8 protein-coding genes are annotated in these 8,943 nt (G+C 62.9%); 2 read left to right on the forward strand and 6 right to left on the reverse strand.

Going from position 1 to position 8,943, the window contains the following annotated elements:
* Positions 1-45 precede the first annotated feature (45 nt).
* On the reverse strand, positions 46-1,179 hold the full coding sequence (locus VSX60_RS18680) for an aminomethyltransferase family protein (protein WP_327625775.1): 1,134 nt from the start codon (positions 1,177-1,179) through the stop codon (positions 46-48).
* 464 nt (positions 1,180-1,643) lie between these two features.
* Between VSX60_RS18680 and VSX60_RS18685 the strand changes: the two genes are divergently transcribed.
* Positions 1,644-2,987 carry a flavin-containing monooxygenase gene (locus VSX60_RS18685; protein WP_327625776.1) on the forward strand — a complete coding sequence of 448 codons (1,344 nt, stop codon included), beginning with the start codon at positions 1,644-1,646 and terminating at the stop codon, positions 2,985-2,987.
* Positions 2,988-3,072: 85 nt separating this feature from the next.
* On the opposite strand, the gene VSX60_RS18690 is transcribed toward VSX60_RS18685, so the two are convergent.
* Positions 3,073-3,468, reverse strand: coding sequence for a group II truncated hemoglobin (locus tag VSX60_RS18690; RefSeq protein ID WP_327625777.1), 396 nt, complete (start codon positions 3,466-3,468; stop codon positions 3,073-3,075).
* Positions 3,469-3,486: 18 nt separating this feature from the next.
* Positions 3,487-5,856, reverse strand: coding sequence for a DUF1989 domain-containing protein (locus VSX60_RS18695; RefSeq protein ID WP_442873127.1), 2,370 nt, complete (start codon positions 5,854-5,856; stop codon positions 3,487-3,489).
* A 207-nt stretch (positions 5,857-6,063) separates the two neighbouring features.
* Between VSX60_RS18695 and VSX60_RS18700 the strand changes: the two genes are divergently transcribed.
* Positions 6,064-7,113 (forward strand): NAD(P)H-dependent flavin oxidoreductase, encoded by a 1,050-nt coding sequence (locus tag VSX60_RS18700; RefSeq protein WP_327625778.1) that lies wholly within the window; start codon positions 6,064-6,066, stop codon positions 7,111-7,113.
* 20 nt (positions 7,114-7,133) lie between these two features.
* Here the strand turns inward: VSX60_RS18700 and folD are convergent, their stop codons facing one another.
* From folD to VSX60_RS18715, 3 genes are all read right to left on the reverse strand, one after another.
* Complete coding sequence (gene folD, locus VSX60_RS18705; RefSeq protein ID WP_327625779.1) at positions 7,134-8,024, reverse strand: bifunctional methylenetetrahydrofolate dehydrogenase/methenyltetrahydrofolate cyclohydrolase FolD; 891 nt, start codon at positions 8,022-8,024, stop codon at positions 7,134-7,136.
* On the reverse strand, positions 8,021-8,830 hold the full coding sequence (locus VSX60_RS18710) for a bifunctional 5,10-methylenetetrahydrofolate dehydrogenase/5,10-methenyltetrahydrofolate cyclohydrolase (RefSeq protein ID WP_327625780.1): 810 nt from the start codon (positions 8,828-8,830) through the stop codon (positions 8,021-8,023). Before VSX60_RS18710 ends, folD begins: the two co-directional genes overlap by 4 nt.
* 4 nt (positions 8,831-8,834) lie before the next feature.
* Positions 8,835-8,943 (reverse strand): formate--tetrahydrofolate ligase (locus VSX60_RS18715; RefSeq protein ID WP_327624117.1); only part of this gene is annotated, 109 nt, incomplete at its 5' end.

The raw sequence follows: 8,943 nt of genomic DNA on the forward strand, positions 1-8,943 counted from the left end.
TGGCCCCTCCGCCGCCCGGCGACGACTTCGCCGGGTCGTCGCGTATCAGCCCTTCGCCGTGCGCTTTTTCTTGTCGACATCGTAGAACGGCATCGGGTGCGCGATGCAGGAAATGTTGCCACTTGCGTTCGCGACGACCAACGGCGTGCCTTCGACCGCGCAATCGACCGGCATGCGTGCGATGCCAACATTATGCTTGTTGAGCGGGGAATACATCCCGACCGTCACGGTACCGACCCGCTTGCCGTCCTTCATCAGCGCAGCACCTTCGTCGGCGGGTTCCGTGCCCTCCAGCTTGACGCCGTAGATCTTGAACCGTTCCTTGCCCTTCAGCCGGTAATGTTCCTCGGCGCCGCGGAAGCCAGTCTTGCCGGGCGAGACCGTGAAGTCGAGCCCGAGTTCCCAAAGCGTATCGCCTGGCCCCTCGTTCTCGAAGGGATATTTTTCGGAGTTGTCATAGGGGAAGAATAGCAGATAGCTTTCGGCGCGCAGGAGATCGAGCGTGGTGAACCGGGTCGGGATGATGCCCATCTCCGCACCGTCCTCGACGATCCGATCCCAGATCGTCGGCGCGTCCTGGCCGCGGCAGAAAATCTCGTAGCCGCGCTCGCCCGTATAGCCCGTACGCGAAATCGTCACTGGCCTGTCGAACAGCGTCGTGTGGGTATGGCTGAAATAGTTCAGATTGCGGATGCCATCGACGTGCTTGGCGAGAAAGTCGACCGCGAGCGGGCCCTGCAGCGAAATGTCGTGCAGGTCGTCGTCGAAATACACTGAGACGTTCCTGCCGCTCGCCGACATCGTCAGTTGCTCGTGCCCTTGCCCCGAACCGTGGACGACCATCCAGCTGTTCGGCCCCATGCGGTAGATCACGCAGTCGTCGACGAATTTGCCCTGATCGTTGAGCATCGCGGCGTAGGTTGAGCGGCCCGGCTTGATCTTCTCCACGTTGCGCGTCGTGGCCCGGTCGATCACATGGCTCGCATGCGGTCCCACCAGATGAACCTTCTTCAGGCCCGAGACATCCATGACTCCGGCCTTCGTGCGAATCGCCAGATATTCCTCCCCCTGATCCTTGTCGTAGGTCCAGGCGGTGCCCATGCCGCTCCAATCCTCGAGATGGGAGCCCATCGCCCGGTGCCGATCGGCGAGTGCCGAAAATCTCCAGGATGCCGTCATGTCTTTCTCCCATTCGAAGCGCGAGCGAACCCCATTTGACCCATGTCGAGCGGAAAAATGCAACCTCCTTATGCAAATTTATTTCCTGACAGGCAAATCGTAGCGATGGCCGTCCCGCCTACGGCTTCAAATGCTGCTGTCCATGCCAGATTTACCTATCAAGAATAAAAAATTCCTGTTAGTTGAAATCTGGAATGACATGCGGGACGATGTCGTCGAAGGGGCGGAGGAACCTCATACGCCGAAAGGGCCGCACGCCGGAAACGATGGCCGAGCTCGGCTATCGTCACTGCGGATTTGCCGATTTGGCGCGGCGTCGCCGGGAGACGCGGCCGACGACCGGTCGGCATTGGACAAGGGTCCGATGCCCTGCACGTCGTGTCTCGGGAGCGGGACAAATCTCTGGATATCTGACGGAAGCAATCCATGCACGATTCTAAAGATCCATGGAAAGGGAGAGCATAGTGACTAAGCGCATCGCCATCATCGGCGCCGGACCCTCCGGCCTGGCCCAGCTTCGAGCCTTCCAGTCGGCGGCCCAGAAAGGCGCCGAAATCCCGGAGATCGTCTGCTTCGAGAAGCAGGCCAACTGGGGCGGTCTGTGGAATTATTCGTGGCGAACCGGACTGGACGAATATGGCGAGCCCGTCCACGGCTCCATGTACCGTTACCTGTGGTCGAACGGCCCTAAGGAAGGCCTGGAGTTCGCCGACTACTCCTTCGAGGAACATTTCGGCAAGCAGATCGCTTCCTATCCGCCGCGCGCCGTGCTCTTCAACTACATCGAGGGGCGGGTCAAGAAGGCCAATGTGCGCGACTGGATCCGCTTTCGCACGCCGGTGCGTTCGGTCACCTACGACGAAGGGTCCGGCCTGTTCACGGTGACCGCGCACAACCTCCTGGAGGATCGCGAATACACCGAGGAGTTCGACCACGTCGTCGTCGCCTCAGGCCATTTCTCGACTCCGAATGTCCCGTATTTCGAAGGCTTCGAGGGTTTCAACGGCCGCGTGCTTCACGCGCACGATTTCCGCGATGCCCGCGAATTCATCGGCAAGGACATTCTGGTGATCGGCACCAGCTACTCGGCCGAGGACATCGGCTCGCAATGCTGGAAGTACGGCTGCAAGTCCGTGACGGTCTCCTACCGCACAGCGCCCATGGGCTTTAACTGGCCAGACAACTGGCAGGAGGTACCCCTCCTGCAGAAGGTCGAGGGCGATATCGCCACCTTCAAGGACGGCACCACCAAGCGGGTCGACGCGATCATCCTGTGCACGGGATACAAGCATCATTTCCCGTTCCTGCCGGACGATCTGCGGCTGAAGACCGCCAATCGGCTGGCGACCACCGACCTCTACAAGGGCGTCGTCTGGGTCCATAATCCGAAGCTGTTCTATCTCGGCATGCAGGACCAGTGGTACACCTTCAACATGTTCGACGCGCAGGCTTGGTACGTGCGCGACGTCATTCTTGGCCGGGTCGAGTTGCCCGCCAGCAAGGAGGCGCTCCTCAAGGACGTCGCCGATCGTGTGGCGGCCGAGGACGCAGGCGAAGACGACTACGCCGCGATCCGCTACCAGGGCGATTACGTCAAGGAGCTCGTCGCCGAAACCGACTATCCGAGCTTTGACGTCGACGGCGCCAACGAGGCCTTCTTCCAATGGAAGAAGCACAAGAAGAAAGACATCATGGGCTTCCGCGACAACAGCTACAAATCGGTCATCACAGGATCGATGGCGCCGGCGCATCATACGTTGTGGAAGGATGAACTCGACGATTCCCTCGAGAGCTATCTGCGAAACTGAACCGAGCACTGTGGGGGGCTCGGCGGCGCCCCCCACAGTGCCTGGTCCTCGCGGGGCATTTTCGCTGGAGCGATTCCGGAAACTTCTATTCCGACTCGACGTTGACCAATACCAAGGCGACGCGGCCTAACGCGGCGCGCATGTGGTCGGCGGCCTCGCCGACCATGTTGCAATCGCGCATCGCCTTGTCGAGACAGGCGAGCCATTGATCGGCGTCCTCGCGGCGGATCGGCACATGCGCATGCACCTCGCGGACATCCATGTGGCCGTGGCGTTCCGCGTAATACCGCCGCCCACCCAGGAAGCCGCAGAGGAAGTCGAACTGCTCGGTCCTGGCATGCGCCATCCCGTGCCCACGCAGGTGCAGCGTCAACAGATGCGCGGATGCGGGGTCGCTCTCAATGATGTCGTAGAAGCGCTCGACGAGGGTCCGCAACGATGTCTCGCCGCCAATGTCCTCGACAGTCGATCGGATCGACACATTCCCCTCCCTCGATGATCAAGCCCGGACGCGGGACTTCGTCGGATCGTAGTGGGACAGCGCGACGATCCGGGCAGGCAACCGCTTCTGATGGCCATCCAGCTTGCCCACCTCGACCTCGGTGTCGATGGCGGCGTGGGCCACGTCGAGGCGCGCCAATGCGATGTTCTTCTTGAGCAACGGAGAGCGCATCGACGACGTGATCTCGCCGATCTGGGCCCGGCCGATATGCACGCAGTCGCCATGTGAGACGTCGACATTCCCGTCGATGTCGAGACCGACCATAACGCGCGCCGGATGCTCTTTGCGGCGGATGAGGGCGTCGCGGCCGATGAAGTCGTCTTCCTTGGATTTCAGCGGCACGGTGAAGCCGATTCCCGCCTCGAACGGATCGGTCTGGTCGGAGAAATCGTAACCGGCAAAGATCAGGCCGGCCTCGATGCGAACCATGTCGAGGGCTTCCAGCCCCATCGGACGCAAGCCATGCGGCTTGCCGGCCTCCCAGACCGCATCGAAGACGGTCTCGCAGTCCTTCGGATGGCACCAGACCTCGTAGCCGAGTTCGCCCGTATAGCCGGTTCGCGAGACCACGATCGGCGCGCCGTGCTCACCGCCGATGCGACCGATGGTAAAACGGAACCATCCCAATTCGGCCAGCGATGCCTGATGCGGAGGAGTCCAGACGATCTCATTGAGGAGATCGCGGCTCTTGGGCCCCTGAACGGCAATGTTGTGGAGCTGGTCGGTCGAGGTGCGGATGAGAACCTTGAGGCCGAGCTTTTCGGCGACCTCGCGCAACCAGATCCCCGAATAATCGTCCCCGCAAATCCAGCGGAAATTGTCGCGGCCCAGCCGAAACAGCGTGCCGTCGTCGATCATCCCGCCATGCTCGTAGCACATGGCGGAATAAACCACCTGGCCGACCGCCAGCTTCTTGACGTTGCGCGTCAGCGTGTACTGCATCAGCGCTTCGGAATCCGGACCGGTGATCTCGAACTTTCTCAAGGCCGACAGATCGATCACCGCGGCCTTTTCGCGGCAAGCCCAGTATTCCTCGATCGGACCGGCGTCGGAGAAGCAGTTGGCGAGCCAATAGCCCTTGTAATCGACGAAGTTGCGCGTGTGTTCGGCGAACCGTTCGTGGAAGCCGGTCGGCTTGGTCATTTTCGGCTCCGAGTCCGGTGTGGGGCGATAGGCGACGGCGCGCGAGAAGCTCTCGGCGCCCGAATAGCTGCGCACGTGAATATCGGTTGGGTTCCAGCCGTTGGCCGCCGTCGTGTCGTCGGGGCAGGCCGAGCTGACGCAGACGATATCGGTCATCGCACGCAGCAGCACATAATCTCCGGGCCGGGACCAGGGTTCATCGACGACCATCACACCGTGGGCATCGATCGCGGTGTTGAAGAAGAAATTGATCGCCATCCAACCGGCGCGGCCCGTCACTCCGTGCGGCGCCAGCGCCCCGTTGAAGTTGTTGGTGCAGTTGGCATGGCCTGGATAGCCGATATCGTCGTAGTATTTGGCGGCGCACGCCAGCGCAAAGGCATCGTGCCGGCCGCAGGTATCCTGGATCACCTCGACCAGCGGCATGTTCTCGTGGTCGTAGTATTTCGCATGCAGCCCCGGCATCGGATACGCATGCCCCATCAGCGAACGCGTCGTCGTCATATCCAGCGGGTGCTGGATCCCGCGATCGAGTTTGCGGGCATCGAAACACTGGAAGTCGGTACACTGACGGCCGTCGACGTCGAGGATCTGAAAATAATCACCGGCCTTGACGAAATAGGATTCCGCAGTGGCGGACCGGACCCTGAGATCGAGGATCGGATCGGCAAGCGGCTCGGGAAGCGCGAATCTCGCCCCGCGCGCGGGGTTGGCTCGCTCGACCAGAACCGTCAGCGGCGTCGCGGTATCCTGCCGTTCGAAATCCATCGCATTGCCGGGAGCCGCAATGACCACCGTGCCGTCGCGCTGGACGGTGAGCGACACCGAGTTGCCCGGCGGCGTAGTGCCCTCGAAAAAGCCGATCGCGGCGGCTTGCGCGAGATCGATCCCGCGGCGCTCCAATCCCTGGCGTAATTTGCGCAGGCTGGCGTCGCCTACCGTCAGCAGCGCCTTCAGCCCAGACGCCTGCCCGTTCGCAACCTCTCCCAAGACGCCCGCATCGATCGTACCCCGCGCATCCGCGGCGACGATTTCGCAAGGCTGGCCGCCTTCGTCGTTGGTGATGGTGATCCGATCGCCAGCTTCGACCGCCAACAGGATCGCGCCCTGCCCTTGGACCACATGACGCTCGGAACCGGGCGCCATCGTAAAGGCCAACGGCTCGATGATCTGGCTCGGCCTTGGGGGACCCGCGTGGAACTCACGAAGATCAAGGTTGAGCATGGCGACCCTCCCGGAATGCGATCGCGTCCGGCCGAGCGTTTTCACGAGCGGCCGACATGACGCGTCGCGAACATCGTTGCAGGGTTATTCTTTTTATGCAAGTAATATTCCCTGAATGAAATCCCTGTGTCGCCGCGAAAACGGGGGCTGGCCGGAACAGTCTGCCCGCGACGCGGATCTGGAACGTCACCATGGGGGAGTGGAAACATGAACCATTCGGAAGCAACCTCCCGCAGCGATGCGGCGCTCCGCACACCGCTTTGCGACCTCATCGGTTGCCGCTATCCAATCCTGCAGGCCGGCATGGGCGGCGTCGCGCGATCGGAGCTTGTCGAGGCGGTATCGGCGGCGGGCGGTTTCGGCTGTCTCGGCATGGTCCGCGAGCCGCCGGAGCTGATCGCGCGCGAGATCGCTTCCGTCCGCTCGCGCACCGACCGGCCCTTCGGCGTCAACCTGATCCCGGCGGCGACCGACCCCACGCTTTTCGACGAAGAGTTGGCGGTCTGCCTTGAGGCCAAGGTTCGGGCGATGGTCTTTTTCTGGGACGTCGTCCCGGAGGCGATCGAGACGGCGAAGCGGGCCGGATGCCGGGTGCTCTATCAGGTCGGATCTCTCGCCGCCGCGCGGGCTGCCGAAGCCGCCGGAGCGGATGCGGTAATCGTCCAGGGGGTCGAGGCCGGCGGCCATGTTCACGGCAGCGTCTCCTCGCTGATACTGCTGCCACAGGTCGCCAGCGCGCTTAAAATCCCCGTGGTCGGATCGGGAGGATTTTCCTCCGGTGCCAGCCTTGTCGCGGCGCTGGCCCTCGGGGCGCAGGGCATCCATTGCGGCACCGCTTTCCTGGCGACGCGGGAATCCTTCGCGCATGATCTGCACAAGCGCCGGGTCCTCGCGGCATCCTGCGAGGAAACGGTCCATACCGACGCCTTCGCCATCAACTGGCCGCCGCACTCACCGGTCCGTGTCATCGCCAGCGACGTCACCGAAACTCTCGGCGACCGGCTGTTCGGTTACAAGGCCGAGGACCTGCCACGCGAGGCGATCGCGATGGAGGACGACCGTCCCATCTATCTCTTCAGCACCGATTCGCCGCTTCAATCGATGCGCGGCGATCTCGAGCGGCTGGCGCTGTTCGCCGGTCAGGTCGCCGGCCGGATCGAAGCGATCGAGCCAGCCGGGGAAATTGTCGCCACCATCGCCCGTGACGCGCTGGCGATTTTGTCCGATCTGGCGCGCAGAGGCGCCGCGACCGGATAAAGGGGGGTCCTACCGCCGCGCTACGCCGCTGACGTCTCGGGATTGGCGCGGCAGCAGGCGGTCAGCGTATTGGACAACAGGCAGGCGATGGTCATCGGCCCGACGCCGCCCGGCACCGGTGTGATCGCGCCGGCGACCTTGGCGGCGCTGGCGAAGTCGACATCGCCGACGAGGCGTGTCTTGCCCTCTCCCTTTTCCGGCGCCGCGACCCGGTTGATGCCCACATCGATGACCGTGGCGCCGGGCTTGATCCAATCGCCCTTGATCATCTCGGGCCGACCGACGGCGGCTACCACAATGTCGGCGCGGCGCACCACGTCCGCCAGATTTTTCGTCCGCGAATGGGCAATCGTCACCGTGCAGCTGTCTCCCAGGAGAAGCTGCGCCATCGGCTTGCCGACAATGTTCGAGCGACCGACCACCACCGCTTCCAGGCCTGACAGGCTGCCGTGGTGCTCACGCAGCATCATCAGGCATCCGAGCGGCGTGCACGGCACCATCGAATCCTGCCCCGTTCCCAGCAGACCGACATTCGACAGATGAAAACCGTCTACGTCCTTGGCGGGGTTGATCGCGTTGATGACCAGATCCTCGTTGAGATGCTTCGGCAGCGGCAACTGGACGAGGATGCCATGCACCGCCGGGTCGTCGTTCAGGCTTTCGATCAGGGCCAAAAGGTCAGCCTCAGAAATGTCGGCCCCGAGCTTGTGCTCATAGGAGTTCATTCCAACTTCGACGGTCTGTTTGCCCTTCGAGCGGACATAGACCTGGCTGGCCGGGTCCTCGCCCACCAGGACGACCGCCAGCCCGGGGGTTATGCCGGTCGATTTCTTCAGCTGGCCCACGCGCGCCGCCACGTCGTCGCGCACCGAAGCGGCAAACGCCTTTCCGTCGATAATACTGGCTGTCATGATCCCACCTCGGTCATCCATTGTTCGTGCTCGCAAAAGACTGCTGGTAATGCTCTTTCTGCATTCGCGTCGCCGACGGTTTTCCCATCGACCCGGTTGATCCCGATGTCGATCAACGCCGCGCCGGGCTTGATCATCTCGCCCGTCACCAGGCCGGGCTTGCCGACGGCAACGAAGACCGCGTCGGCCGCGCGGCTATGCATGGCCACCGACCGCGTCATGTGGTGGCAGACCGTCACGGTCGCCCCCAGTCCCATTAGAAGAAAGGCGATCGGCTTCCCGACGATTTCGGAATGGCCGATAATCGTTACGTCCAGCCCCTCGATCTTCAGCGGCAGCGTCTTCATGATTTCCACCGCCGCCACCGCCGTGCAGGGGCCAAGCGCCAGATCGTTGTAGACGATGTTGCCGATCGAGGCCGGATGCATGCCTTCCACGTCCTTCAGCGGATGCACGGCCTTCTGCAACGCCTTGACCGGGATATGCGCGGGCAAGGGGCACTGGATGATGATCCCGTGCACGCGCGGGTCGGCGTTGAGTCCCTGCAGGATGCCGACCAGTTGCTCGGGCGACGTCTCGTGCGGATAGCTGCGTGCCTCGAAGGCGACGCCGGCGCTCTCGGCGCTTTTCTGCTGGTTCCGGACATAGAGTTCGGCCGCTGCGGTATCGCCGACGGAGACCGAGACGAGACGCGGCTGCCAGCCTTCTTCGGCCAGCTTCGCCGCATCGTTCGCCGCCTCGGCCCGCAGGCGCGCCGCGATGGCCTTGCCATCGATCATCGCGGCACGGGTCACATCGCGGAGCATTGCCCTAGAACAGGCCTTCGATGAGGCCTTCGTCATTGAGCCGGATGGATTCCGACGAGGGCACGCGCGGCAGGCCCGGCATGGTCATGATCTCGCCGCAGACGACCACGACG

The organism is Aurantimonas sp. A3-2-R12 (assembly GCF_036016755.1).
In the GTDB taxonomy this organism is placed as follows: domain Bacteria; phylum Pseudomonadota; class Alphaproteobacteria; order Rhizobiales; family Rhizobiaceae; genus Aurantimonas; species Aurantimonas coralicida_A.

Excerpts from the sequence above, each read along its gene's own strand:
- VSX60_RS18680 (WP_327625775.1), bottom strand. The coding sequence starts at position 1,179 with ATGACGGCATCCTGGAGATTTTCGGCACTCGCCGATCGGCACCGGGCG.
- VSX60_RS18695 (WP_442873127.1), bottom strand. The coding sequence starts at position 5,856 with ATGCTCAACCTTGATCTTCGTGAGTTCCACGCGGGTCCCCCAAGGCCG.
- VSX60_RS18700 (WP_327625778.1), top strand. The coding sequence starts at position 6,064 with ATGAACCATTCGGAAGCAACCTCCCGCAGCGATGCGGCGCTCCGCACA.
- folD (WP_327625779.1), bottom strand. The coding sequence starts at position 8,024 with ATGACAGCCAGTATTATCGACGGAAAGGCGTTTGCCGCTTCGGTGCGC.
- VSX60_RS18710 (WP_327625780.1), bottom strand. The coding sequence starts at position 8,830 with ATGCTCCGCGATGTGACCCGTGCCGCGATGATCGATGGCAAGGCCATC.